This window comes from Pseudarthrobacter sp. L19 (assembly GCF_050859435.1).
In the GTDB taxonomy this organism is placed as follows: domain Bacteria; phylum Actinomycetota; class Actinomycetes; order Actinomycetales; family Micrococcaceae; genus Arthrobacter.
Map to the genome: position 1 here is coordinate 1,032,251 of NZ_CP193935.1, position 24,181 is coordinate 1,056,431.

The window sequence follows — 24,181 nt, forward strand, 5'->3', positions numbered from 1 at the left end:
TAGACTGGGCGGCCTAGGACGGATTGGGGGATCCGGGGCGCACCACGCCGGGCGTTCCTCGACCGGCCGCAGACCGCGAACGCAAAGGACCACCCGTGACCTTCTTCCAGGACTACCCGATTCCGGCGCTGCCCCCGCGGCCCCGGATGCCCGAGTTCGTGCCGCCGCCCTGGTCAGGGCCGCCGCGCTACGAGCTGCCCGCCATCGTCCCGGTCAGCCGCTTCCTTCACCGGTCTACGGGCCGCGTCGTCGCCGTCGAGTCGGTCAGCGCCTATTCCACCGGGTGCACGATCAACCTGACCTGGACGATCCGCCGGACGAAGGAAGATGACCAGGAATGGGCCGTTATGAACGCCGGCTTCTTCAACCGGTTCGGACCGCCGGGTCCGTCCGTCTCGGGCAAGGACATCTTCCTCTTTGGCATCGAGCTCCCGGACGGGACCAGGGCCAGCATTTCGACTGTTGACCAGTACGCAGGGCCACCGATGGGCCAGGAACCGAACGGCGCCGTCTTCACGTTCAGGTCCGGGGGCGGCCACGGCGGCGACCACGACTTCTCCTCCGCCGGCACGCTGTGGCTCTGGCCCTTGCCGCCGGCGGGCGACCTGCGCCTAGTGACACAGTGGACTTCCATGGGCATCGAGGAAAGTTCGATCACCCTGGACGGTGCGGCCCTGCGCGACGCGGCCGCTGACGCCCAGGCCTACTGGCCCGGCGGGACGCCCGCGTGAACGGCCTCGTCCTGACCGTCACCTTCGCGGCAATCTTCTTCTACATCCTCCACGGGGTGGTCCGGGCGGCCGTGCGCGACGGCATCCTGCAGGCCGAGGAACGGAGGCGCGAAGCGGCCGACGCGCGGAACTGAGGGGCCGCCGAAAAACGAAGCAGCTCTCGCGGAAATAAATTATGACTGCACTCAGTTATGAACAGAGTCAGACATGCGGCGCCCCGGCGGGCGTCGGAACCCTCGAGAAAGCGAAATCCCCATGCCCTCACTCAACAACGCCGTCGTCCTCGTCACCGGTGCGAACGGCGGCATCGGCACGCAGTTCGTGCACCAGGCCCTCGCCCGGGGAGCGGCCAAGGTCTACGCCACCGCCCGCACTCCCCGGACCTGGGACGACAGCCGGATCGTACCGCTGACCCTGGACGTCACGGATCCCGCGTCCATCCAGTCCGCCGTCGAGGCGGCCTCTGACGCGACTGTCCTGATCAATAACGCCGGGGCTAACCCGCCCACGGCGAGCCTGCTGGAGATCACCGAAGCGGACCTCCGGCAAAACATGGAGACCAACTTCTACGGGCCCGTCCTGCTGGCCCGGGCGTTCGCCCCCACACTCGCTGCGGCGCCGGATTCTGTCCTGATTGACGTTCACTCCGTGGCCAGCTGGTACGCGTTCGGCGGGATCTACAGCGCCTCGAAGGCCGCACTGTGGTCCGCCACGAATTCCCTCCGGTTGGAACTGGCTCCCCGGGGCGTCCACGTGGTCGGCGTCCACATGGGCTATGTCGACACCGCGATGGCCGCCCACGCCGATGGCCCCAAAATGACCCCGGCCGACCTTGTCCAGGCCGTCCTCGAGGGGTCGAGGCCGGCGCCTATGAGGTCATCGCCGACGCCACCACCGCGGGCGTGAAGGCCGCGCTGAGCTCGCCCGTGGAGATGCTTTACCCGGAGATCACGGGCGCCGGTCACTAGGAGATTTGGGCCTCGGCCACCTTGGCGCGGACGTCGTCCATGTCCAGCCCCTTGATGGCGGTGATGAGCTGCTCGAGCCCACTCGCGTTCATCGCGCCGGGCTGGGAGAAGACAAGGATGCCCTCGCGGAACGCCATCAGGGTGGGGATGGAGGTGATCCGGGCCGCCGCGGAGAGGGAGGGCTCGGCCTCGGTGTCCACTTTGGCGAAAACGACGTCGGGATGGGCTTCGGAGGCCTTGCCGAACGTCGGGGCGAACATGCGGCACGGGCCGCACCAGGCCGCCCAGAAGTCGACCAGCACGATGTCGCTGCCGGAGATGGTGGATTCAAAGGTCTGTTCGGTGATGTCAATGGTTGCCATGCAATAAAAATAATACCCCCGGGGGTATTTAAGCAAGAGTCGGCCGCGACTTGCTAAATACCCCCGGGGGTATCATCATGGAAGGAGATGAAGGCCACCGCGGCCTTCGGCCCCCATGAAAGGACTGTGGACATGAAGAGCATTTCCGTGGACGACCTCGCTGCCTTGGGCTCCGGGGTCCCGATCATCGATGTCCGCGAGGAAGAGGAGTACGCCGAGGCCTCCGTGCCCGGGACCAGGAACGTCCCGCTCTCCCGCTTCCAGCAGTCCATGGGCGATATCCCCGCCGGCCGGACCGTGTACATCATGTGCGCTTCCGGTGGCCGTAGCTCGCGGGCGACGGCGGCGCTCACCGAGGCTGGGTATGACGCTGTCAACGTCATGGGCGGCATCACCGAGTGGTACCGCAACGGCCACCCCGTGACCTACCAGGCCGGACGCTAGGCATGTCCGCCACCGTGGCCGCGCCGTCGCCCGGAGCATCCCAGCACCGGACCGTCAACCGGCTCAAGCGGGCGCGCGGGCAGCTGACCGCACTGATCGACGCGATCGAGTCCGGCACGGACTGCCGGGCCGCCGTCACGCAACTGGCGGCCGTCCGCGGGGCCCTGGACAAGGCCGGCTTCGAACTCATCTCCAGCGCCATGCGCGACTGCCTCGCCCCAGCCGCCTACACCGGCCCGACGCCAGCCGCCCCGGCCGCCAACGTCGGCGCCACCGGCCCCGCGGCCGCGGCGCCGCCGACGCTCGAGGAACTCCAGGCGCTCTTCCTTCGCCTGACCTGAGCCGTATCACGGTCCCATTCCGCCCCACGTGTTTTCCCCTGACCCCGAATCCCCAGGCACCCCCGAAAGGCCAGACCATGAACATCACCCCTAACGAACTGAATGCCCAGATCAACAACGGCACCGACGCCCAGATCGTAGACGTCCGCGAGGCCGACGAGGTCGCCGCGGGCATGATCGTCGGCGCCCGGCACATCCCCCTTGGCGAGCTGCGGTCCCGGCTTGCCGAGCTGGACAAGTCCCGCCCTGTGGTGGCCGTCTGCCGCAGCGGCCGCCGCAGCGCCGCCGCCGCCGACCAGCTCGCCGCCGCCGGCTTCACCGCCTACACGATGACCGGCGGCATGCTCGACTGGTCCGCCAACGGCCTGCCGGCCGCGTAATCCCCAAAGACCGCCCGGGCGGCGCCGACCCCCAACTGCGCCGTCCGGGCTTCCACCTGCCACGCCACCTGTACCCGGCATGCCGGGCACAGGAGCCGGCAGGCGGACGACGTCGTCCCCGCCTCCGCGGGTGCGCCGTCGGCACCACCCCGCTCCATCCTTTGCTAGACCGAAAGAGATTATGACTTCCACGAACGTCCCCACCCCCGCCGCCACGGCTCCCAAGTCCATCGACGCGGCAACGCTGAAGGCCTGGGAAGACAACCACGATGACCTGATGGTGATCGACGTCCGCGGCGGCGCCGAATTCGACTCGATGCACATCAAGGGCTCGTACCACGTGCCGCTGCCGCTGCTGAGTGAGCATGCCGAGGAATTCGCCGCCAAGATGGGCACCCGCGTGGTGCTGGTCTGCCAGTCCGGCAACCGCGCCGAACAGGCCCGCAAGCACCTCGACGCCGTCGGCCTCGGCAGTGCCAGCGTCCTGACCGGCGGCGTCCCCGCCTACGCCGCCGCCGGCGGCAACGTCGTCAAGGGTAAGAACACCTGGGCCCTGGAACGCCAGGTCCGGATGACCGCAGGCTCCCTGGTACTCGCCGGCGTCGTCGGCAGCAAGCTCCTCTCCCCCAAGCTCGGCCTGCTGGCCGGCGGGATCGGCGCGGGCCTGACCTTCTCCGCTGCGACCAACAGCTGCGCCATGGGACAGATGCTCTCCAAGATGCCGTGGAACCGTTCCGCGAACGAGCCCACCGCCCACCAGGCGCTGCAGAACCTGGGCGCCAAGGCATGATCATCACCGCGGCGGCGTTCGGCCTGATCGTCGGCGGCCTCCTCGGCCTGGTCGGCGGCGGAGGCTCCATCCTCGCCGTTCCCGCCCTGGTCTACGGCGTCGGGCTCCCGCTCTCCGCGGCGATCCCGACCTCGCTGGTCGTCGTCGGCGCCTCCTCGGCCGTCGCGGTGGTGCCACGGCTCCGCAACGTGAACTGGCGCCTGGCCGTGATCATCGGCGCCGCCGGCACTGCCACCGCCTACCTCGGCGCCTACGTCAACCGGCTTTTGGACCAGAAAGTCCTGCTCCTGGCGTTCGCCGCGATTATGGTGATCGCAGGCATCCGCATGATGATGCCGACCAAGACCGCCGGCGGGTCCTGCGCCCTTCCCGGCGGCGGCGTGCACTGGCGCAGCTGCCTGCCGAAGGCGATCGCCACTGGCGCCGTCGTGGGCTTCCTGACCGGCCTGCTGGGCGTGGGCGGCGGCTTCCTGATCGTCCCGGCCCTGACCCTGGTCCTTGGCCTGCCGATGGCGGCCACCGTGGGCACCTCACTGGTGATCATCGTGATCAACTCCATCGCCGGCTTCGCCGCCCACCTGGGCGACCTGCACATCGACTGGGCCGTCACCGCCGCCTTCGCCGTGGCCGCCATGGCCGCGTCCCTGATCGCAGGCAGGCTCGGCACGAACATCCCGGACCGGGTCCTCAAGCGCAGCTTCGGGATCCTGGTCCTGGCCGTCGCCGCCTACGTCACCGCCCAGGCCCTGCTCGCCTAGCGGCATCGCCGACGCCCGCGGCATCATCGACATCACCGGCACAGCGCACCGCGAAAGCGCCGGAAGACACACCGTCTTCCGGCGCTTTTTCGTGCCCCCGGCACTGATCGTGACCCGCCCGGGGTAAGTTGGGCGCAGGAGGCGTAAATGAACGAGATTCTGATCGCGGACGGGAAGGGCCGACTGGGCCTTCGCGGGCAGTACTTCCACCTGGTCTGGGCCCCGGAGTCCGAGGTGGACGCCGACGACGCCCGCGCCTCCATCGAGGCGATGCGCAGCCTGAGCGCGACCCCGCGACCGCTGCTGCTGGAGATCGCCGGGGTGACCCTGAGCAACCCGGCCCGGGCAGCCTTCGCCCACGCCCAGCCCGCCTCCGCTGTGGCGATGATCGGCTCCAGCGTGGTGGACACCATCATGGGGGCAGCCCTCAGCCGCCACGACCACTGCCCGCACGCCTACTTCACCTCCGAGCCGGAGGCCCTGGCCTGGCTGGACAGCCTCGCCGCCCAGCCGGCCGGCAACGCCCACTGAGCCGGCCCCTCTACCGGCCCTCAGCCGGCCCCCCGAAAGCTATCCCAGGCTCTCGAACACCAGGGTCGCCTGAATCCGGTCCCCGCCGGCGAGTCCCTTAGTGCCACGAACTACAAGCCCGGCACGGCGGCTCCCGGGAAGACCACGGGCGGGTTGTTTCCGGGGACGCAAAGGGGCGGCGGCCCGGGTTTCCCCGGGCCGCCGCCCTTGTGGTGCAGTGATTAGCCGGCGTTGACGGCGGACTTCTGCTGTTGTGCCGCCCAGGCGGCGTAGCTGCCGTCGAGTTCGACGACGTCGTAGCCGGCGCGGCGCAGGGCGCTGGCCGCTACGGAGTTACGGACCCCGCTCTGGCAGTAGGAGACGATGGTGCCCTCGGCGGGGAGTTCGTCCAGGTGCCACATGACGCGGCCGCCGCTGAGCTGGTAGGAGCCGGGGATGTGGCCGGCGGCGTGCTCGGTCTTGTTGCGGACGTCCAGCACCATGGCGGCCTCGAAGCCATCGAGTTCCTCCGGCTGGATCAGCTTCGGGACGGAGATCGGCAGGCCTTCGAGGCCGGTGACGTAGCCGGCGACCTTGTCGATGCCGACGCGGACCAGGTGGTCCCACATCTCCATCGCGGCGGCCTGGTCCGGGGCGAGCAGGACCAGCGGGGCCTTGTCCTTTTCGGGGTCGACTACCCAGGCGCCGAAGCTGGCGGTGGACTTGCAGGCCGGGACGTTGACCGAGCCGGTGACGGTGCCCTCGTGGACCTGGGCGTTGGCGCGGGTGTCAACGAAGATGACCTTGTCCGCGGCGAGATCCTTGGCGACGTCGGCCGTGTCCAGCTCGGCCAGGGGTGCACGCTCGCCCATGACGGCGGGGCCTTCACGGTTTTCGCGCTTCATGCGGGCGAAGTAGGCGTGCGCGTCGGGCTGGCCGTCGAGGAGTTCGTTGATGAAGCCCTGCTCGTCGTTGGCCGCGAGGTACGGGCCCCACCAGGCGTAGAGGCGTTCGTAGCCGACAGTGGAGGACGGGATGGCGCCGAGGGCCTTGCCGCAGGCGCTGCCGGCGCCGTGGCCCGGGTGGACCTGGACGTGGTCCGGCAGGGTCAGGAACTTGTCCCGCAGGCTGGCGAAGAGCTGCTTGGCACCTTCGAAGCGGGTGTCGACGCCGCCGGCGGCTTCGTCGAGCAGGTCCGGGCGGCCCAGGTCGCCGGAGAACACGAAGTCACCGGAGAGCAGGTAGCCGGGCTGGTCCGCGAACGCGCCGTCGGTGATGAGGAAGGAGAGGTGCTCCGGGGTGTGGCCCGGGGTATGGAGGGCCTTGACGGTGATGTTGCCCAGGGTGATCGTGTCGTTATCGTTCAGGCGCTCGGCCTCGAAGCCGTACTGCCAGTCAGCCCCGCCCTCGCCGGAGACGTACGCGGTGGCGCCGGTAGCGGCCGCCAGCTCGCGGGTGCCGGAGAGGAAGTCCGCGTGGATGTGGGTCTCGGTCACCGCGACGATCTTCATCCCGTTCGCGGCAGCAAGGTCCAGATAGACGGCATTGTCACGGCGGGGGTCGACCACCAGGGCCTCACCCTTGGCCTGGCAGCCAATGAAGTAGCTGGCCTGGGCGAGGTCTTCGTCATAGATGCGCTCGATAAGCATGGGACTCTCTTTCGTTGGCGTCCAGGAGGAGGATCCTCCGTTGGTCTACACACAACGATAATACCCCCGGGGGTATGTTGCAAGCCTCGCCAATCCGGGCCGGGGACGCTCCGGGATCATGAGCCCGGACGGCCTCCGGGAGGTGGCAGGAAAAGAGATTTCGGCGTGCGGGCACAAAATGGGGGTCGGGCGCGTTGTACCTGAACCAGCAACCAGACAGCAAAGAAAAGAGCACACCCCACGTGGCAACCGACTACGACGAAGTACGCCCCGACGTCGCCGAATCCCGCAATGCTTCCCTTGAAGCCCTGAAGTCCGCCAACTCCCCGGACGCCCGCAGCGTCGTGCTGGAACTCGACGAGGCCGACACGGTCGACGGCGTCGAACTCCCCGGCGCGGACCTCTCCAACGAGGAACTCGTCGTCCAGGTCATCCCGCAGGCCTCCGACGAATTCACCTGCTACTCCTGCTTCCTGGTCCGGCACCGGTCCCAGATCGCCCGCGAAAAGGACGGTCACGCCTACTGCACCGACTGCGAAGGCTGACGGCGGCCCACCGGCCCCACGGGAAAACCGGCTAGGCGCCGCGGTCGTCGCGACGGCGGAAGGAGCCCGGCCACTCGGACCGGCGGATCCGCTTGAGTTCCTCAACAGGTCCCGGCAGGCCCCATTCGTCCCGGCCCAGCCGGGACAGGGGGCCCAGCCGGTCGATCAGTGGATGGTCACCGGCCAGGACATCCCCGGCCACCACGGCATGGGTGACCTCACCGAAAATCAGTACACAATCCCCCATCGGCTGCGTCGCGTGCAGCCGGCACTCGAAGGCCGCGGGCGACTCGGCCACCCGCGGTACCGAGACCGTCCTGCCCGGCTCCCGGGTGAGGCCGGCGGCGTCGAACTCGCTCACGTCGGCCGGAAAATTGGTGCCGGTGGCATTGACCTCGGCCATGAGCGAGGCGGGCGCGAAGTTCACCACGAACTCCCCGCGCTCCGTGATGTTCCGCAAGGTATCCTTCCGGCCCACCGAGGTGAACTGGAGGATGGGCGGCGTCACCGAGGCCACCGTATAGAACGAATGCGGCGCGAGGTTGTCCACGCCCTCGGCGGACGTGCTGGACACCCACGCGATGGGCCGCGGTACCACCAGGGCCGTGAGCAGCCGGTAGAACTCGGCGGAGGACAGGTCCGAGGGGCTGAAATCCTTGCGCATGGGCCCAGCCTAGCGAGGCCCGCGCCGTGACCCGGGACGCGGGGCGGGGCGCCCGTCCGCCGACTGCCCGCACCCCCATTCCCGACTTAACGGCAGGAATCCGCCCGGGCATCGCGCCCGGACGGATTCCTGCTGTTATGTTCCCCCGGGGCCGTCAGCCGGCCGCCCCTAGCGGGCGGACCAGCCGCCGTCCATGGTGTAGCTCGCGCCGGTGACCATGCCGGCGTCGTCGGAGGCCAGCCAGGCCACCAGCGAGGCGACCTCCTCCGGCTCCACGAGCCGCTTCACGGCGGCCTCGGTCAGCATGATCTTGGCCAGCACCTCGGACTCGGGGATGCCGTGGACCTTGGCCTGGTCCGCCACCTGGGACTCCACCAGCGGGGTCCGGACGTAGCCCGGGTTGACGCAGTTGGAGGTGACGCCGTGCGCGCCGCCCTCCAGCGCAGTGACCTTGCTCAGGCCCTCCAGGCCGTGCTTGGCCGAGACGTAGGCGCTCTTGAACGGCGAGGCCCGCAGCCCGTGGACCGAGGAGAGGTTGATGATCCGGCCGAAGTTGTTCGCATACATGTGCGGCAGGGCGGCGCGGATCAGCAGGAACGGAGCCTCCAGCATCAGGGTCAGGATCCGGCGGAAATCGGCCGGATCAAAGTCCTCGATGGGGCTGATCCGCTGGATTCCGGCGTTGTTGACCAGAATGTCGCAGTCCAGGCTGAGCGACTGCAGGGCGTCGGTGTCGAACAGGTCGACGGCCCACGCAGAGCCGCCCACCTCGTCCGCGAGGGCGGTCGCGGCGGCCTCATTGACGTCGGCCACCACCACCTTCGCGCCGCGGGCGGCCAGGGCGCGGACCGTTGCCGCGCCGATGCCGCTCGCTCCGCCGGTGACCAGGGCCTTGCGGCCGTTGAGTGAGTTTTCCATGTACCCAGCCTTCCAGTTCAGAAATTGACGAGTGCTGCAGGTGCTGCTGTCCGGGTCAGCGGACGGAGGCTACGGCCAGGCCTTCGCGCTCGGCGTCGGCCCGGTCCACATCCTCCAGTGCGATGCCCTTGGTTTCCTTCAGGGTCAGCACGGTGGCCGCGGTGATGACACATGCCACCACGAGGTAGATGGCGGTGGGCAGCCAGGAGTTGGTGTCCTTGAGCCAGGCGGTGGCCAGCAGCGGGGCCAGCGAACCGGCGAAGATCGAGGTGACCTGGGAGCCGAGGGAGACGCCTGCGTACCGCATCCGGGTTGGAAACAGTTCGGCCATCAGGGCCGGCTGGCCCGCGTACATGAAGCCGTGCAGGCAGAGGCCGATGGTCACGGCCAGGACGATGACGACGGCGTTCTTGGTGTCGAACATCGGGAAGGCGAAGAACGGCCAGGTGGCGCCGGAGATGGCACCGATGAGGTACACCGGCTTGCGGCCCCAGCTGTCCACCAGGCGGCCGATCTGAGGGATGATCAGGAAGTGCACCAGGTGCGCGATGAGCAGGGCCAGCAGCAGGGACGAGGTGTCGTACTTGTCCACGGTCTTCAGGTAGACGATCGAGAAGCTGACCACCAGGTAGTACATGATGTTCTCGGCGAAGCGCAGACCCATGGACTGCAGAATGCCCTTCGGGTACTTGCGGATGACTTCGCGGACGCCGTAGCTGGCGGCCTGCTCGGCTTCCAGCTGGGCCTTGGCCTCGAGGAAGATCGGCGCCTCGGAGACGTTGGTGCGGATGTAGTAGCCGACGAAGACGATCACGGCGGAGAGCCAGAACGCCACGCGCCAGCCCCAGCCGAGGAAGTCCGCGGCGCTCAGGGTGTTGGACATGATGAACAGCACCAGGGTGGCCAGCAGGTTGCCCACCGGAACGGCGGCCTGCGGCCAGCTGGCCCAGAATCCGCGGCCCTTGTCCGGGCTGTGCTCGGCGACCAGGAGGACTGCGCCGCCCCACTCACCGCCCAGGGCGAAGCCCTGGATGAAGCGGAGGATGACCAGCAGGGCCGGGGCGAGGTACCCGATGTCGACGAAGCCCGGGAGGCAGCCCATCAGGAAGGTGGACACGCCGATGATGACGATGGTCAGCTGCAGGGTGGGCTTGCGGCCCAGCTTGTCGCCGATCTGGCCGAAGACGATGCCGCCCAGCGGCCGGGCGATGAAGCCGACGGCGTAGGTCAGGAAGGCCTGGATGATGCCGTCAAGGTCGTTGCCCGTGGACGGGAAGAAGTACTTGCCGAAGACCAGGGTGGCTGCGGTGGCGTAGAGGAAGAATTCGTACCACTCGACGACTGTTCCCACCATGGAGGCGGCGACGATTTTCTTGAGGCCCTCGCCCTTGCGGGCGGCAGGCGGTGTTGCGGAGCGCTGTTCTACGCTCATAAATAACTCCTAGGTGTCCACGGCGACACAGTGTGTGGTGCTTACCGTCGCGGTGCAATCAGCTGTGATGCACGGCACTGAAAATGGGCTTCATCGAGTATCGCCGCAGATTCGCCGCCGCTCAATGGCCAAACCGGCACGATATGTGTGCAGAATTGCAGATATGAATCTCAATCCGGACGACCTCCTGGTGCTGCTGGCCGTCTCCCGCTCGGCGAAATTCACGACGGCGGCGCAGTCCCTGGGTCTGAACCACACCACGGTCTCGCGCCGGATCGCGGCGCTGGAGAAGGCGCTTGGCGGGCGGGTCCTCTCCCGCGCCGCGGGCGGCTGGGAGCTGACGGACCTGGGCGCCGCCGCCGTCGCCGTCGCCGAAGAGGTGGAGGGCGCCGTGCGCTCCCTCGAGGAACCGGGGAAGACCCCGGACCCGGTGACCGGCGTCGTCCGGATGACCGCAACCGACGCCTTCAGCGCCTACATCGCCGCCCCGGCGGTGGCGAAGCTGCGCCGCCGGCACCCCGGGCTGAGCGTGGAGATCATCACCGTGACCCGGCGGGCACTGCAGCAGCGTTCCGGCCTGGACATCGAGGTGGTGGTGGGCGAGCCGCAGGTACACCGCGCAGAGGCCTCGCGGCTGGGCGAGTACATGCTGGGGATGTACGCCTCCCGCGATTACGTGGCCGAGCACGGGACGCCCGCCTCCCTCGCCGAACTGGAGAGCCACCCGCTGGTCTACTTTGTCGACTCGATGCTGCAGGTGGATGACCTCGATGCCCCGCGCAGGCTGGTGCCGACCATGCGTGACGGGCTCAGCTCCACCAACGTCTTCGTGCACATCGAGGCCACGCGGGCCGGTGCCGGGGTGGGGTTCCTGCCCTGCTTCGCCGCGGACCTGCACCCGGACCTGGTGCGGCTGGTGCCGGACCAGGTCGCCGAGATGCTGCCCTACTGGATGGTGCTGCGGCCCGATTCGCTCCGCCGGCCCGCGGTGGCCGCCGTCGTCCAGGCCCTGCGCGAGGGGACGGACGCCAACCACGACGCACTGATGGGCCGCGGCACGTCCCGGACCTAGGGCTCCGCGGGCGCCGGATCGTGCCGGACGGCAGCGCCGGCGGCAAAGGAGCGGACCCGGGCGTCGTCCCAGAGATGCGCCGGGACGCCGCCGCCCAGCAGCCGCCGGGCCAGGCCCGGATCCTCGCCGAGCGGCTCGTCGCTGCCGGCGATGATCATGTTTCCGTAGCGCCGGCCCTTGAGCATGGCGGGGTCGGCGATGATGACGGTGTGCCGGAAGGCCGCGGCGATGGCTGCCGCGTCCTCGCGGGCGTTGGTCAGCGCCGGGGCGTCCCCGGAGTTGACGACGTAGACGCCGCCGGGGCCCAGGAGGCGCTTGGCGTGGCCAACGTACTCGGCGGTGGTCAGTGGCCGCGGGGTCTGTGAGCCGGCAAAAACGTCCCGGATGATCAGGTCCCGGGTTTCGGGGGTCAGCGATTCGGTGACCTCGCGGGCCTCCCCCACCCGTAGCCGCAGCAACGGGGCCTTGGGCAGGTCGAACCAGCCGCGGACGTACTCGGCCAGCTTGCCGTCCAGCTCCACCACCACCTGCCGGGCCTCCGGGTAGGCGGCATGGACGTAGCGGGCCAAAGAGCACGCCCCGCCGCCCAGGTGCAGGGCGCGCAGCCGGGGCGAGGCCGCCGTCGGCCAGCGGGACTCGACCAGGGCGGCGATCCAGCGCATGTATTCGAAGTCCAGGAACAACGGGTCCGCCAGGTCGATATGGGAGCTCATCACGCCGTTGATGCGCAGCAGCCAGCCGGTGGAGTTGTCCTGGTCCGGGACGAGTTCACAGTCGCCGGTATCGATGGCGTAGACCCCCGCCACTGGCCCGGATTTACCCGTCCCCCGGGGCGCGTCGGCCGCGCCCGGACCGGCCTGCAGCCCCCGCGTTTCCTCGGCCGCGGCGGCTCCGCGCCGGGCGGCCCTGCCCTTCTTCGCCATCAGCTGTCAGCCCCCTCACCCATGCACCAACCCTATCCGCCCGTTCCGGACCACGTCCCGGGCGGCCCTTGTGATTGGAAGCAAAGTTTGCTTACTATTTGTTAGTAATCATGCTTACTATTCGGGTTCCGGTGCTGCGTCACGGCGGGCCGGGCCTCAGATCTAAGACTGGATCTTCAAGGAAAGAGAGCGACGATGACAGAGAACCAATGGCCCCAGGACGACACCTTCGGAACGCCCGGTGAAGCACAGGACGAACTGCGCCCCCGCACCACGTTCCCGTCGGCGGCAAATTCCGGCACGGAGCATGCAGGCACGGGATACCCCGCAACGGAGTACCCGGCTGCCGGCACCACCGGCGGTTACGTCGGTGGGCAGACGCCCTCCGGCGCCGGTTCCTATGAGGCTGACTCGTACAGCACCGGCTCTTACAGCACCGGCGGAACCGGCACGTCGTCCAAGAAGGACGCCGCAAAGGATGAGGCCGCCGATGTCAAGGACCAGGCCGTTGACTCGGCCCAGAACGTCGCCGAGACCGCCAAGACCGAAGCAGCCAACGTCGCCACCGAGGTCAAGAGCAACGCCCGGGACCTGCTGGACCAGGCCCGTACGGACCTGACCGAGCAGGCCGGCAACCAGCAGCAGAAGGCGGCCCAGGGGCTGCACTCGATCTCCAGCGAACTGCACACCATGGCCCGCGCCTCGGACCAGCCCGGCGTCGCCACCGACCTGGTCCGCCAGGCCGCCGAGCGCTCCGCCTCCGTCGCCACCTGGCTGGAGAACCGGGATCCGGGCTCGCTCCTGACCGAGGTCAAGTCCTTTGCACGCCAGCGGCCCGGCGCCTTCCTGCTGGCAGCCGCGGGCGCCGGCATCCTCGCCGGGCGCCTGAGCCGCAGCCTCAGCGCCGGCGCTCCGGAGCAGTCCGCCAACGGCTCCACCGGCACTGCTTCCCGCGCACCGCAGCCCGTCACGCGGGTGCCCGATGCCGGCGTCGCGGTGCCCCCGCCGCCGGTGCAGTACCCGGAAGCCACCACGGCCGCCCACGCGGACACCTACCCGCCCAACCCGCTGGAGGGAGAGGGCTCAGGCGCCCACGCCGGCAGCTGGGCCGAGGACCCGTTGGAGGCGGATCCGTACCGCGTCGATCCCGGCGTCGACCCGGACCGTAAGGACCCGTTCGACGGCGGACGCCGATGAGCACCGAGATGCCGCTGGGCGCCCACGCCCAGGCCACGGATGCCCACGTGAAAGCGGAAACCACTTCCCTGGGTGACCTGCTCGGGGACGTCACCCGCGACATGTCCACCCTGATGCGTCAGGAACTGGAGCTCGCGAAGGCGGAACTGAAGCAAACCACCAGCCGGGCCGGGAAGGGCAGCGGCCTGCTGGCCGGCGCCGGAGTGGCGGGACACTTCGTCCTGCTGTTCCTGTCCCTGGCCCTCTGGTGGGGCCTCGGAACCCTGATGGGACTCGGATGGGCCGGGGTCATTGTCGCCGTTATCTGGGGCATCATCGGCGCCATCATGGCCTCCATGGGCCGCAAGGAGCTCAAGGCGATCAAGGGCCTGCCCCAGACCGCCGAGACCATCCAGGAAATTCCCCCCACTCTCAAGCCCAGCCACTAAAGCGAGGAAAGACAATGAGTCAGAACCCGGATGCCATCCGTGCCGACATTGAAGCAACCCGCGCACGGCTCGGAACCAACGTCGACGCCGTAGCGGACAAGGTCACCCCGTCGAATATCGTCCAGCGCCAGACCGACAAGGTCAAAGACGCAGTCTTCGGAGCGAAGGAGAAATTCATGGGAGCAGCCGACCACGCCGGCAGCAGCACCGGAGCGCACTTCAGCGACGCCGGCTCCGCCGTCTCCGATGCACCGCACCAGGTGAAGGCAAAGACCCAGGGCAGCCCTCTCGCCGCAGGCCTCATCGCCTTCGGCGCGGGCCTCCTGGTCTCCGCCCTGATCCCGGCCAGCCAGAAGGAACGGGAGGCCGCCGATGCGCTGAAGTCGGCAGCAGAGCCGCTCACCACGGAACTGGGCCAGGCGGCCCAGCACGTGGCCGAGGGACTCAAGGAACCCGCCCAGGCAGCCATGGAAAACGTCAAGGCCACGGCCACCGACGCAGCCCAGAACGTCAAGGGCGAGGGCCAGACGGCCGTCGCCGACGTCAAGGACCGCGCCGCTGACGCCAAGGACAATGTCCAGCAGGCCTAGCCTGACCCGGATGGCGGCCGGCTGCCCCCGCTGATGCGGAGGCAGCCGGCCGCTGCGCTTAACCACGAAAGAAGATTCCGATGGCCAAGAACCTCACCCAGGCGCAGACTGGCTCCATGGACGACGCCGAGACCGCCACCAGCAGCACCGCCAAGGCCCGCACGTCCCCCTCCGCTGAGGACGCCCGCAAGCCGGACCGGCCCACCGAGGTCAGCAAACCCTCCTGGAAGTACATCGCCCGCAAGACCCTGCGCGAGTTCACCAAGGACCAGTGCCCGGACCTTGCGGCCTCGCTGACCTACTACTCGGTGCTCTCCATCTTCCCGGCCCTGCTGGCGCTGGTGTCCCTGCTGGGGCTCTTCGGCGACGCGCAGAAGACCACCGGCGCGCTGCTGGACATCGTCCAGGGCTTTGCGCCCGGGCAGACCGTGGACACCATCCGCCCGCTGATCCAGGACCTGACCAGCTCCTCCGCCGCGGGCCTGACGTTCATCCTCGGCCTCCTGACGGCCATCTGGTCCGCGTCCGGCTACGTGGGCGCCTTTGGCCGCGCCATGAACCGGGTCTACGAGACGGATGAGGGCCGGCCCTTCCTGAAGCTGCGCGGCACCATGCTGGGCGTCACCGTGGTCAACCTCCTGCTGGTGGTGGTCATCGCCGCGATGCTGGTCCTCAGCGGCCCGGTGGCCGAATCCGTGGGTAACCTGATCGGCCTGGGCGGCGCGTTCCTGATGGTGTGGAACATCGCCAAGTGGCCGGTCATGCTGATCCTGCTGATCGTCGCGATCGCCATCCTCTACTACGCCACCCCCAACGTGAAGCAGCCCAAGTTCCGCTGGTTGAGCATGGGATCTGCCATTGCCCTGGTGGTCTTCCTGCTGGCCTCGGTGGCCTTCGGCTTCTATGTCGCGTACTCCAACAGCTACAACAAGACCTACGGCGCGATCGGTGGCGTCATCGTGGCGCTGCTGTGGCTCTGGATCCTGAACATGTCCCTGCTGTTCGGCGCCGAGTTCGACGCCGAGACCGAGCGCGGCCGCGAACTCCAGGCCGGGATCGAGGCCGAGGAAACCATCCAGCTGCCGCCGCGGGACACCAAGAAGAGCGACAAGCTGCAGGCCCAGGAGGAAGAGGACATCCGACGGGGCCGGGAGCTGCGCGAGGAGCACGCCCGGCAGGCCTCCGGAGAGCGCGGCGCGGGCCACGACGCCGGCAACGGGTCCGACACGCGCCGCGGGGACCAAAGCCCCTAGCCTCCGCTCGGCCGGGCGGCCTGTACTGAGGTGAAGCCGCACTGCTGGGGTGCCGTCCGCCTACCCGGGAGGATCCATGCCGGCAGCCGCAGCAGGTCAGCGCGCCGCCGTCGTGGCCGGGTACGACGATTCGGATTCCGCCCGTCTGGCCGTCCGCTGGGCGGCACGGCATGCCGCCGCCGTCAAGCGCCCCCTCGAGGTGGTGCACGCCTGGGTCTGGCCGGTTTTCACCTCCAACCTGGGCCCGGTCAGCGGCGTCGCCGGCAGCGGGCTGCGCCAGGCCGCCGAGACCATCCGCGACGCCGGGGCGGCGCTGGCCCGGGCCGCCGCCCCCGGCCTGACGGTCACCGCCCGGATGCTGCCGGGGCTCCCGGCCCCGGTGCTGCTCGACGCCGCCGGCGGCGCGGCCCTGCTGGCGGTGGGCAGCCGGGGACTCGGCGGCGTGCTCGGCCGGCTCGCCGGCTCCGTCTGCGCGGACCTCGCTGGCTCCGCGCCCTGCCCGCTGATGGTGGTCCGGCGGCTCACCCTGCCGGGCCAACCGGTGGCCGCCGCCGTCGACGCCGATGCGGTACGGGCCGCCGTCGTGGCCCAGGCCGCTGCCCTCGCCACGGCCACGGGCACCGGCCTCGAAATCCTCCACGTCGCCCCCGGGCGGGGCGCCGGCCGGGCCGGGGACGGGGCCGCGTTCCTTGCGGACGCCGTGGCCGAGGCCCGTCGCTTGGCCCCCGCACTGGCCGTCACCGGAACCCTGATCACCGGGCGGCACGTGGCACGGGAGCTCTCGGCCGCAGCGGCCGGGGCCGATGTCCTGGTCCTGGGGTCCCACCACCGCGGCACCGGCCCGGGCAACACCGTCTCCGGGGTTCTGCAGCAGGCACCCTGCAACGTCCTCATCGCCCGGGAGGTCCCATGCGGGCCTGGTGGGTAGGCCGGCCCGGACCCGCGGACACCCGCCCACTGGTGGCCGGCGAGCGGCCCGATCCCGTGCCCGGCCGGGGCGAGGTTCTGGTGCGGGTGCGTGTCTGCGGGGTGTGCCGGACCGACCTGCACCTGGCCGAAGGGGACCTGCCGCCGAAGCGGCCCGGCGTGGTGCCCGGGCACGAGGTGGTGGGCGACGTCGTCGCATCCGGGCCCGGGGCCGACCGGTTCCAGGCCGGCGAGCGCGTGGGGGTCGCCTGGCTCGGGGGCACCTGCCGGGTGTGCCGGTTCTGCGTCCGCGGGCAGGAGAACCTCTGCCTGGCGCCCACCTTTACGGGGTGGGACCGCGACGGCGGCTACGCGGACCTGGTGACCGTGGCCCAGGACTTCGCCTACCGGCTCCCGGAGTCGTTCCGGGACGAGGAGGCCGCGCCGCTGCTGTGCGCCGGGATCATCGAGTTACCGCGCCCTGCTGCGCGCGGACCTTCCCGTGGGCGGCCGGCTGGGGATCTACGGCTTCGGCGCCTCCGCCCACCTCGCCGCGCAGGTGGCCCTGTACCGGGGCGCCAGCGTCTACGTGATGACCCGCTCCCCCGCGGCCCGGGCCCTGGCGCTGGAGCTGGGCGCCGTGTTCGCCGGTGACGCGGACGAGGACCCGCCGGACCCGCTGGATTCGGCCATCCTGTTCGCCCCGGTGGGCACCCTGGTGCCCCCGGCGTTGCGGGCGCTGGACCGCGGCGGAACGCTCGCCGTCGCCGGCATCCACCTCAGCGACATCCCGGCCCTGGACTACGCCACCGACCTCTTCCAGGAACGGCAGCTGCGCAGCGTCACCGCCAACACCCGCGCCGACGGCGAGGAGTTCCTTCGGATCGCCGCGGAGATCCCGCTCCGGCCCAGCACCACCGCCTACCCGTTCGAGGAGACCGGCCGGGCGCTGCAGGACCTGGCCGCCGACCGGGTGACCGGCGCCGCCGTCATCCGGGTGAGGGACTGAGCTTCATACGTGGCGCACCGGGTGCCCGCTCTCAGTGCGCCGTCTCAGGGCACGGCCCGGAACTCGTGCCGTTGCCCGGCCTGCAGGAACACCTCCTGCTGCCCCACCCGGACCAGCACCGGCGCGGCGTCGCCCGGGGCTGCGGTGACGGCCAGCCGGCCCGGTTCCAGGTGCACCGCCAGCAACTGGTCCCGGTACCGGACCTGGAACCCGACCCGGCGCAGCTCGGCCGGGAGACGGGGCGTAAAGGTCAGCGCGTCCCGGGTGATCCGCAGGCCCGCGAAGCTGCGCTGGACGACGTCGATGGTCCCCGCCATCGCGCCCAGGTGGATGCCCGAGCTGGTGGTGCCGCCCTGCGTATCGTCGAGATCGGCGTCGAGCGCCTCACGGAAGGTGGCCCAGGCCTGTTCCGGGTCCCGCTGGGCCAGGACCGAGGCGTGCGCCACCCGGCTGAGGGTGGAACCGTGCGCGGTGCGGGCCAGGTAGTAGTCCACGGTGGCGGCCAGCTGCTCCGGGGTGACCGGATAGCCCAGCCGGGCCAGGAACCCGGTGAGCTGGTCCTCGCCCAGGACGTAGAAGAGCATCAGCACGTCCGCCTGCTTGGCCAACCGGTACCGGTTCGGGCTGTCCCCCTCCGCCTCGAGGATCAGGTCCAGGCGTTCGATGTTCCGGTAGCGGCGGCGATACCCGGCCCAGTCCAGCTCCCGGAGCTCGCCATAGCCGGCAAACTGGCTGATGATGCCCTCGCCGTGGAAGGGCACGAACATCCGCCGGCTCAGCCGGGCCCACCGGGTGATCTCCGCCGTCGTGATCCCCAGCCGGCCCTTGAGGTCCTCCATGTCGAAGCCCCGGACCGAGCGCATGATCCACTCGGCCTGATCGAAAACCCACGCGGCCATGACGTTGGTGTAGGCGTTGTCCGCCAGGCCCGCATCCGGGTGCTCCGGTGGTCCGGTGTGATACTCGTCCGGGCCCATGACGCCACGCAGGTGGAACCGGTCATCCGCGGGATCGTGCTCGGCCATGGACGCGAACAGCCGGGCCACCTCCACGATCAGTTCGGCGCCGTGCTGGGTCAGCCAGCCTCGGTCCTGGGTGGCTTCGAAGTACTGCCAGGCGTTGTAGGCCACGGCCAGGCCCACGTGCCGCTGCCGGTGGGAGTAGTCCGGCAGCCAATGCCCGGAAAGCCTGTTGTAGAGAAGGCTGGGGGTCTGTTCGGTGCCGTCGCTGCCGCTCTGCCAGGGGAACAGGGCGCCGGAGAGGCCCGCCGCCCGGGCCGCGTCCCGCGCCGTCCCCAGCCGCCGCCACCGGTAGTCCAGCAGCTCGCGGGCCAGGGACGGCAGCCGCGAGTTCAGTACCGGCAGGACGAAGAGCTCGTCCCAGAAGACGTGCCCCCGGTAGCCCTCCCCGTGCAGGCCGCGGGCCGGGACGCCGGCGTCCAGCTCCGCGGTGTGCAAGGTGAGGGTCTGCAGCACGTGGAAGACGTGCAGATTCAGGATCAGCTGGGCCTGGGAGGGGGCATCGGAGTCGATGATGAACGGGGCCAGCAGCAGGGACCACGCGCGCTCGTGGTCGGCCACCAGCTGCTCGAAGGTGCCGGCGCGGGCCAGGACGGCCTGGGCGCCCGCCAGCGGCGAGGAGACGGCGTGGTCCCGGGAGGTGGCCACCGCCACCGTCTTGGTCACGGTCACCGGCGCCCCCTCCCCCACGGCAACCTCCAGGTGGTGGGCGTAGAGCCCGGCGGACTGGTGGTATGCGGTGTTCGCCGGGCCGGACGCCTCGGTGCGCAGGGCCAGCGCAATCCCGATCCGGCTGCGGCTGGTGCGGACCTGCACGTCGAGGCCGACGGCGCCGGGCCCGGGGGCGTTCGCCCGGTTCTCCGCCACCTGTACCCCGGTCAGGTGGCGCTGGGCGAGGCCGCCGTCCTCGGGCACGTTGGCGTTGCGCACCGCGGTGTCACAGCCGCTGCTGACGCTGATCCTGCCGCTCCAGCCATCGGCGGTGATGACCGTCTCCAGTGCCGCCAGGTGCGGTTCGGCCATCGACACCAGCCGCCGCTGCACCACCCGCAGCCGCCGCCCGGCGTCGTCCTCCAGCTCCGCCTCCCGGGTCAGCAGCGCGCGTTTCCAGGTCCAGGGTGCGCCGTTCCCGGCGCAGCCGCAGCCCGCCCTCCGACCACCAGGGCCCGTCCTCGATCCGCAGGTCCAGGTGCAGCCAGTCCGGCATGTTCACCATGTGCTCGTCCGTGGTCCGCTGGCCCTCCACGGTGCTGGTGAGCCGGTTGTACACCCCGGCCAAGTAGCTCCCGGGGTAGTGGATGGGGCCGGCGCGCTGTTCCGGAGCCGTCCCGCGGGTGGCCAGGTAGCCGTTGCCCAGGGTGGTCAGCGCCTCCCGGTGCCCCTCGTGCGCCGGGTCGAAGCCCTCGTAGACCAGCAGCCAGGGGTGGGTGATGACCAGGCCGATGTCCAATTCGCTGACGTCCTCCACCACGATGTCCGCGCCGGCGGCCTCCAGGTCCGCGCGGTGCCCGTCCCGGTCGATGCCGACCACCAGGCCGAAGCCGCCGCGGCGTCCCGCCCGGACCCCGGCCACCGAGGCCTCGATCACCATGGCCCGGCGGGGCGGGATGTCCAGCTTCCGGACCGCCTCCAGCGGGAGGGCGGGGGCGGGTTTCCCGGGCAGGCCCCGGTGCGCCGCCGTCTGCCCGTCGGCGATCTGGTCGAAGGCGCCATCGAGTCCGACGGCGGCGAGCAGCGGTGCCGCGTGCGGGGCGGAGGTGGCCAGCAGCACCGGGACGCGGCCGGCCCGGAGCCTTTCCAGCAGCGCCACCGAGCCGGGGTAGGCCCGGGGCGGGTCCGCCGCCAGGGCCGCCGTGAAGAGCTGGTCCTGCCTGGCGCCCAGGCCTGCCGCCGTCCACTCCCCCGGCTGGTCGGCGGGGTTTCCGGCCGGGACCGCCGCGCCACGGGAGGCCAGGAAGCCCGCCACCCCCTCGGCGGGGGTTCGGCCGTCCAGGTAGGCGGTGAAGTCGGCGGCGGTGGGCGGGCCGCGCCGGGCGGTGGCCGGCAGCCGGGGGTCACGCAGGACCTCGTCCAGCAGGATCCGCCAGGCCGCGGCGCGTTGTTCGGCGGTGTCCAGCAGCACGCCGTCGAGTTCGAAGACGACGGCATCCACCGGCGCCAGTGCGGCGGCGACTGTGGGCGAGACCGTCATGCGTTATTCGTACCAGCCTTCCCGGGCGCGCGACAGGCCTGCACCACGGCCGGGGGCGGCTCAGCGGAGGAGGGCATCGAGGGTGGTGAAGCCGTAGCCGGCGGCCCGGAGCCGGGAGATCAGTTGCGGCAGGGCGTCCGCGTCGAGGGTGCTGCCGTCGTCGGGGTTGGAGCCGATGTGCATCAGGACGATTTCGCCGGGGCGCAGCCCGGCGAGGGTCCGGTCGAGCACGGTCTGGACGTTGATGCCGCCGCTGGTTCCCTTCCAGCCGAGCGTGTCCACCGTCCAGCGGACCGTCACGTAGCCCTGGGCGTTGACGGTGGCGATGGTGCGCGCGTCCCGCTCGCCGAACGGGAACCGGAACAGCGGCCGGGCGGTCCCGCCGCCGGCGTTGATGGCGGCCTCCGCGCCGGCGAGCTGCTGGGTGATCTGGGCGTCGGTCAGGCCGGTGAATCCGGGGTGGGTCATCGAGTGGTTGCCGATCCGGTGACCGCCGGCCACGATCGCGGCCACGCCCGCCGGGTTGCCGGACGCCCACGCGCCGGTGAGGAAGAACGTCCCGCGAACGCCCGTCGCGGAGAGGGTCTGCAGGATGCTGGGCAGCCCGGCGGAGTTGGCCCCGGCGTCGAAGGTCAGCGCGACCACCGGCCCGGCGCCCGGGATGACCTCGACGTCGGCGCCCCGGAGCGCGCCCGGAAACGGGGCGGCAGGCGGAACCGGGGGTTCCGGGGCGGGCGGGGCGGGAGGTTCCGGTGCCGGTGGCTTGGGTGCGGGCGGTGCCGGGGCGCCCGGCTCAGCGGTGGAAGGCTCCGGGGTGGATGATTCAGGGGCTGATGACTCAGGCGCGGACGACGAGGTAGCCGGCGACGGGGACGCCGTCGTCGTGGCTCCGGACGGGGACGACGGCGACAGTGACACCGTGGCCGGGGACCCGCCCTGCGGACCGGAACCCCGCGGCCCCGAGGCCAGCAGCACCGCCCCGGCCACCGCGGCCGCCACGAGCAGGACGGCGAGAACCGCCGCCAGGAGCCGGCGCTGGCCGCCGGCGGGGATCGACCACATGCCCCACCGTGACGCCGGATCCACGGGTCGGGATAGGGCTGAAGGACCCCTCCACCGGCCCCGAACCCGCGGCTTCGGGGCAGTAGGATGCAGGGAGAGGCATATCCCGGAATCGGCGCTGAAGCAAGGCAGGGACCCCGTGAAAACTCTCCTCCGGTACCCGCTGGTGGCAGGCACCCTGGCCGTCCTGCTGGCCGTGATCCTGCTGCTGGTGTCCGGCCAGGAGGGCATCGCCCGGTGGACCGCCAGCCTCTACGCTCTGGCCGTCGCCGCGTACCTGGCGGTGGGCATGGTCCGCCGGCTGATGGGCGGCACCTGGGGCATCGACATCCTGGCGGTCACCGCGATCGTCAGCACCGTGCTGGTGGGCGAGTTCGTCGCCTCCATGATCATCGTGCTGATGATGGCCGGCGGCACCGCCCTGGAGGACTTCGCGGCCGGCCGGGCCAAGGCGGAATTGACCGCCCTGCTCGAACGCGTCCCGCAGACGGCGCACCGCGAGCGCGCCGGGGTGGCGGCGGACGGCACCCACGGGGACGGCAGCCTGGCCGACGGCCAGCACGAGGACGTGGCGGCCACGGACGTCCGGATCGGCGACATCCTGCTGGTCCGGCCCGGCGAGGTGGTTCCCCTGGACGGGGTCCTGCTCTCCGAGTCCGGCACCTTCGACGAATCCTCCCTCACCGGCGAGAGCCTGCCCGTTGAACGGGCGGCCGGGGAGAACCTGATGAGCGGGTCACTGAACGGCGAGGCGGCCGTCCGGATGCGGGTCACGGCCCGGATGGAGGACTCCCAGTACAGCCGGATCGTGGCCCTGGTGCGGGAAGCCGCGGAAAGCAAGGCCCCGATGGTCCGCCTGGCCGACCGCTATGCCGTCCCGTTCACGGCGCTGGCGTACGTGCTCGGCGCCGTCGGCTGGATCATCAGCGGCAGCCCGGCCCGCTTCGCCGAGGTGCTGGTGGTGGCCACGCCCTGCCCGTTGCTGATCGCGGCCCCGGTAGCGTTCCTGGGCGGGATGAGCCGCGCCGCCCGCGGCGGGATCATCGTCAAGTACGCCGGGGTGCTGGAACTGCTGGGCCGGATCCGCACCGCGGCGTTCGACAAGACCGGCACCCTCACCTACGGCCGGCCGGCGCTGGTGGAAATCCGCACCACGGGCGCCCTGGACGAGGACGAGGTGCTGCGCCTGGCCGCGTCCGCCGAGCAGTATTCCTCCCACGTGTTGGCCGCGTCGGTGATGGACGCGGCCAGAGCCCAGGTGCTGGGCTTCCACAGCGCCTCCGAGGCCACCGAATACGCCACGCACGGGGTCCGGGCCCGGCTGGACGGTCGGGACGTGGTGGTGGGGAAACCGAATTTCGTGGCCGAATCCGCCAAAGGGGTGGTGGAGACGGAGCTGGTGTCCGGGCAGCTGGGCATCTACGTGGGGGTGGACGGCAAATTCGTAGGCTGCCTGGTGATGAGCGATCCGCTCCGGGACGAGGCGCGCCGGACCCTGGGCGAACTGCAGCGCCTGGGCGTGTCCCGGACCGTGATGCTCACCGGCGATGCCCTGGCCACGGCCGAGCACATTGCGGCCGCGGCGGGCCTGACGGACGTCCGGGCCGAGTGCCTGCCGCCGGACAAGGTCGAGGCGGTGCGGTCGCTGCCGCTACGGCCGGTGATGATGGTGGGCGACGGCGTCAACGACGCCCCGGTCCTCGCCGTCGCCGACGTCGGGATCGCCATGGGTGCGCGGGGCTCGACGGCGGCCGGCGAGTCCGCCGACGTCGTGATCATCCTGGACGACCTGTCCAAGGTGGCCTCCGCGGTGCGGATCGGCCAGCGCACGGTGAAGGTGGCGCTGCAGAGCATCTGGATCGGCATCGCGATGAGCGTGGCCCTGATGGTGGCCGCGGCCGCCGGCTACGTTCCGGCGATCGCGGGCGCCCTGTCCCAGGAGGTGGTGGACCTGGCCACCATCCTGAACGCGCTGCGGGCGCTGAGTGCGGGGCGGAAGGGAACCCGGACGCCGGCGCCTGGGGTGAAGTGATCGTAGA

Annotated in this window: 27 protein-coding genes and 1 pseudogene; 19 read left to right on the forward strand and 9 right to left on the reverse strand. The window is 70.6% G+C overall.

Annotated elements, in window-relative coordinates:
- Positions 1 to 95 precede the first annotated feature (95 nt).
- The 3 genes from ACRQ5B_RS04770 (at position 96) to ACRQ5B_RS04780 (ending at position 1,637) form a co-directional block, all read left to right on the forward strand.
- Entirely contained in the window at positions 96 to 731 is a 636-nt protein-coding gene (locus tag ACRQ5B_RS04770) for a hypothetical protein (RefSeq protein WP_432397449.1), read from the forward strand.
- Positions 728 to 865, forward strand: coding sequence for a hypothetical protein (locus ACRQ5B_RS04775; RefSeq protein ID WP_432397452.1), 138 nt, complete (start codon positions 728 to 730; stop codon positions 863 to 865). Before ACRQ5B_RS04770 ends, ACRQ5B_RS04775 begins: the two co-directional genes overlap by 4 nt.
- Before the next feature lie 121 nt (positions 866 to 986).
- The gene (locus ACRQ5B_RS04780) at positions 987 to 1,637 is read left to right on the forward strand and encodes an SDR family oxidoreductase (RefSeq protein WP_432397455.1); all 651 of its coding nucleotides are present in this window, start codon (positions 987 to 989) and stop codon (positions 1,635 to 1,637) included.
- Positions 1,638 to 1,695: 58 nt separating this feature from the next.
- Here the strand turns inward: ACRQ5B_RS04780 and trxA are convergent, their stop codons facing one another.
- On the reverse strand, positions 1,696 to 2,061 hold the full coding sequence (gene trxA, locus ACRQ5B_RS04785) for a thioredoxin (RefSeq protein ID WP_432397457.1): 366 nt from the start codon (positions 2,059 to 2,061) through the stop codon (positions 1,696 to 1,698).
- Positions 2,062 to 2,193: 132 nt separating this feature from the next.
- Between trxA and ACRQ5B_RS04790 the strand changes: the two genes are divergently transcribed.
- From ACRQ5B_RS04790 to ACRQ5B_RS04815, 6 genes are all read left to right on the forward strand, one after another.
- Positions 2,194 to 2,505 (forward strand): rhodanese-like domain-containing protein, encoded by a 312-nt coding sequence (locus ACRQ5B_RS04790; RefSeq protein WP_412884630.1) that lies wholly within the window; start codon positions 2,194 to 2,196, stop codon positions 2,503 to 2,505.
- A 2-nt stretch (positions 2,506 to 2,507) separates the two neighbouring features.
- A complete protein-coding gene (locus ACRQ5B_RS04795) occupies positions 2,508 to 2,846 on the forward strand; it encodes a metal-sensitive transcriptional regulator (RefSeq protein WP_432397459.1) in 339 nt (112 codons plus the stop codon).
- A 77-nt stretch (positions 2,847 to 2,923) separates the two neighbouring features.
- Positions 2,924 to 3,226, forward strand: coding sequence for a rhodanese-like domain-containing protein (locus tag ACRQ5B_RS04800; RefSeq protein WP_432397462.1), 303 nt, complete (start codon positions 2,924 to 2,926; stop codon positions 3,224 to 3,226).
- A gap of 181 nt (positions 3,227 to 3,407) precedes the next feature.
- Positions 3,408 to 4,016, forward strand: a complete 609-nt coding sequence (locus tag ACRQ5B_RS04805; RefSeq protein WP_432397465.1) for a rhodanese-like domain-containing protein — start codon at positions 3,408 to 3,410, stop codon at positions 4,014 to 4,016.
- Entirely contained in the window at positions 4,013 to 4,774 is a 762-nt protein-coding gene (locus tag ACRQ5B_RS04810) for a sulfite exporter TauE/SafE family protein (protein WP_412884626.1), read from the forward strand. The genes ACRQ5B_RS04805 and ACRQ5B_RS04810 overlap by 4 nt, the downstream gene beginning before the upstream one ends.
- A gap of 147 nt (positions 4,775 to 4,921) precedes the next feature.
- Positions 4,922 to 5,305, forward strand: a complete 384-nt coding sequence (locus ACRQ5B_RS04815; RefSeq protein WP_432397468.1) for an STAS/SEC14 domain-containing protein — start codon at positions 4,922 to 4,924, stop codon at positions 5,303 to 5,305.
- 221 nt (positions 5,306 to 5,526) lie between these two features.
- Here the strand turns inward: ACRQ5B_RS04815 and ACRQ5B_RS04820 are convergent, their stop codons facing one another.
- Complete coding sequence (locus tag ACRQ5B_RS04820; RefSeq protein WP_432397471.1) at positions 5,527 to 6,933, reverse strand: MBL fold metallo-hydrolase; 1,407 nt, start codon at positions 6,931 to 6,933, stop codon at positions 5,527 to 5,529.
- A gap of 242 nt (positions 6,934 to 7,175) precedes the next feature.
- Between ACRQ5B_RS04820 and ACRQ5B_RS04825 the strand changes: the two genes are divergently transcribed.
- Positions 7,176 to 7,478, forward strand: a complete 303-nt coding sequence (locus tag ACRQ5B_RS04825; protein WP_412884623.1) for a DUF4193 domain-containing protein — start codon at positions 7,176 to 7,178, stop codon at positions 7,476 to 7,478.
- Between the two features lie 31 nt (positions 7,479 to 7,509).
- On the opposite strand, the gene ACRQ5B_RS04830 is transcribed toward ACRQ5B_RS04825, so the two are convergent.
- The 3 genes from ACRQ5B_RS04830 to ACRQ5B_RS04840 all read right to left on the reverse strand — a co-directional run bounded on the left by ACRQ5B_RS04830 (position 7,510) and on the right by ACRQ5B_RS04840 (position 10,492).
- A complete protein-coding gene (locus ACRQ5B_RS04830) occupies positions 7,510 to 8,142 on the reverse strand; it encodes a flavin reductase family protein (RefSeq protein WP_432397475.1) in 633 nt (210 codons plus the stop codon).
- Positions 8,143 to 8,310: 168 nt separating this feature from the next.
- Positions 8,311 to 9,060: a 3-hydroxybutyrate dehydrogenase gene (locus ACRQ5B_RS04835; protein WP_412884621.1), complete on the reverse strand. Its 750-nt coding sequence runs from the start codon at positions 9,058 to 9,060 to the stop codon at positions 8,311 to 8,313.
- 55 nt (positions 9,061 to 9,115) lie between these two features.
- Complete coding sequence (locus tag ACRQ5B_RS04840) at positions 9,116 to 10,492, reverse strand: MFS transporter (protein WP_432397478.1); 1,377 nt, start codon at positions 10,490 to 10,492, stop codon at positions 9,116 to 9,118.
- Between the two features lie 163 nt (positions 10,493 to 10,655).
- Here ACRQ5B_RS04840 and ACRQ5B_RS04845 point away from each other — a divergent pair, with 163 nt between their 5' ends.
- Positions 10,656 to 11,564: a LysR family transcriptional regulator gene (locus ACRQ5B_RS04845; RefSeq protein ID WP_432397481.1), complete on the forward strand. Its 909-nt coding sequence runs from the start codon at positions 10,656 to 10,658 to the stop codon at positions 11,562 to 11,564.
- Here the strand turns inward: ACRQ5B_RS04845 and ACRQ5B_RS04850 are convergent.
- Positions 11,561 to 12,487, reverse strand: coding sequence for a spermidine synthase (locus tag ACRQ5B_RS04850; protein ID WP_432397482.1), 927 nt, complete (start codon positions 12,485 to 12,487; stop codon positions 11,561 to 11,563). The two genes, ACRQ5B_RS04845 and ACRQ5B_RS04850, sit on opposite strands and share 4 nt — an antisense overlap.
- Positions 12,488 to 12,682: 195 nt before the next feature.
- On the opposite strand from ACRQ5B_RS04850, the gene ACRQ5B_RS04855 reads away from it, so the two are divergent.
- From ACRQ5B_RS04855 to ACRQ5B_RS04885, 7 genes and pseudogenes are all read left to right on the forward strand, one after another.
- Positions 12,683 to 13,684 carry a hypothetical protein gene (locus ACRQ5B_RS04855; protein ID WP_432397485.1) on the forward strand — a complete coding sequence of 334 codons (1,002 nt, stop codon included), beginning with the start codon at positions 12,683 to 12,685 and terminating at the stop codon, positions 13,682 to 13,684.
- Positions 13,681 to 14,112, forward strand: a complete 432-nt coding sequence (locus ACRQ5B_RS04860) for a phage holin family protein (RefSeq protein ID WP_432397488.1) — start codon at positions 13,681 to 13,683, stop codon at positions 14,110 to 14,112. Before ACRQ5B_RS04855 ends, ACRQ5B_RS04860 begins: the two co-directional genes overlap by 4 nt.
- A gap of 14 nt (positions 14,113 to 14,126) precedes the next feature.
- A complete protein-coding gene (locus ACRQ5B_RS04865; protein ID WP_432397491.1) occupies positions 14,127 to 14,702 on the forward strand; it encodes a DUF3618 domain-containing protein in 576 nt (191 codons plus the stop codon).
- 80 nt (positions 14,703 to 14,782) lie between these two features.
- Positions 14,783 to 15,955, forward strand: a complete 1,173-nt coding sequence (locus tag ACRQ5B_RS04870; RefSeq protein ID WP_432397494.1) for a YihY/virulence factor BrkB family protein — start codon at positions 14,783 to 14,785, stop codon at positions 15,953 to 15,955.
- Positions 15,956 to 16,031: 76 nt separating this feature from the next.
- Entirely contained in the window at positions 16,032 to 16,883 is an 852-nt protein-coding gene (locus tag ACRQ5B_RS04875; protein ID WP_432397497.1) for a universal stress protein, read from the forward strand.
- Positions 16,865 to 17,221, forward strand: a pseudogene (locus tag ACRQ5B_RS04880) (alcohol dehydrogenase catalytic domain-containing protein); the annotation flags it as partial. The gene ACRQ5B_RS04875 and the pseudogene ACRQ5B_RS04880, both read left to right, overlap by 19 nt.
- Before the next feature lie 142 nt (positions 17,222 to 17,363).
- A complete protein-coding gene (locus tag ACRQ5B_RS04885) occupies positions 17,364 to 17,870 on the forward strand; it encodes a zinc-binding dehydrogenase (RefSeq protein WP_432397500.1) in 507 nt (168 codons plus the stop codon).
- A 44-nt stretch (positions 17,871 to 17,914) separates the two neighbouring features.
- Here ACRQ5B_RS04885 and ACRQ5B_RS04890 read toward each other — a convergent pair whose 3' ends face one another.
- Genes ACRQ5B_RS04890 through ACRQ5B_RS04900 form a run of 3 tightly spaced genes read right to left on the reverse strand, consistent with a single transcriptional unit; the run spans position 17,915 to position 22,142 of the window.
- On the reverse strand, positions 17,915 to 19,936 hold the full coding sequence (locus tag ACRQ5B_RS04890) for a glycoside hydrolase family 65 protein (protein ID WP_432397503.1): 2,022 nt from the start codon (positions 19,934 to 19,936) through the stop codon (positions 17,915 to 17,917).
- Positions 19,827 to 21,080, reverse strand: a complete 1,254-nt coding sequence (locus tag ACRQ5B_RS04895; RefSeq protein ID WP_432397506.1) for an HAD family hydrolase — start codon at positions 21,078 to 21,080, stop codon at positions 19,827 to 19,829. Before ACRQ5B_RS04895 ends, ACRQ5B_RS04890 begins: the two co-directional genes overlap by 110 nt.
- Positions 21,081 to 21,140: 60 nt before the next feature.
- Entirely contained in the window at positions 21,141 to 22,142 is a 1,002-nt protein-coding gene (locus ACRQ5B_RS04900) for a polysaccharide deacetylase family protein (protein WP_432397509.1), read from the reverse strand.
- 139 nt (positions 22,143 to 22,281) lie between these two features.
- Here ACRQ5B_RS04900 and ACRQ5B_RS04905 point away from each other — a divergent pair, with 139 nt between their 5' ends.
- Positions 22,282 to 24,174 (forward strand): heavy metal translocating P-type ATPase, encoded by a 1,893-nt coding sequence (locus ACRQ5B_RS04905; RefSeq protein ID WP_432397512.1) that lies wholly within the window; start codon positions 22,282 to 22,284, stop codon positions 24,172 to 24,174.
- The last annotated feature ends 7 nt before the right edge of the window (positions 24,175 to 24,181 follow it).